Below are 375 nucleotides of genomic sequence, written 5' to 3'. Positions count from 1 at the left end.
GGCTGGTGATCAGCAGCGGCGCAAGCGCGATAAAGTGTTGGATCGTGAATTCCATAGCGCTCTTACCGGGCCGAAGCGAGTTGAGAGAAGGCGGTGCCGAACCACTGCTGCACGCCATGCATCGTTGCGGCAGAAGTGTCCAGGAACGGTTGCGGGTACACGCCGATGTAGATCAGCAGTACCGCAAGGCCGAGCACCATGATCAGTTCGCGAGCATCCATCCCTTGCAGGACGGTGTCGGACTTGGCCGGGCCGAAGTAGGCGCGGTGGATCATGATCAGCGAGTAGACCGAGCCGAATACCAGGCCGGATGTAGCGATGGCGCTGATCCACGGTGTCTGTACGAACGAGCCCATCAGGATCAGGAATTCGCCG

At 60.0% G+C, this 375-nt stretch carries 1 pseudogene; it reads right to left on the bottom strand.

What is annotated here, in order from left to right:
• Nucleotides 1-62: 62 nt before the first annotated feature.
• Nucleotides 63-375: pseudogene (locus tag SB764_RS38655) on the bottom strand (hypothetical protein); the annotation flags it as partial.

The sequence above is a fragment of the Paraburkholderia sp. SIMBA_027 genome, assembly GCF_046535315.1.
Classification (GTDB): Bacteria; Pseudomonadota; Gammaproteobacteria; order Burkholderiales; family Burkholderiaceae; genus Paraburkholderia; species Paraburkholderia tropica.
The sequence above is the reverse complement of the archived record's forward strand: the minus strand, read 5'-3'. Positions and strand labels throughout refer to the sequence as shown.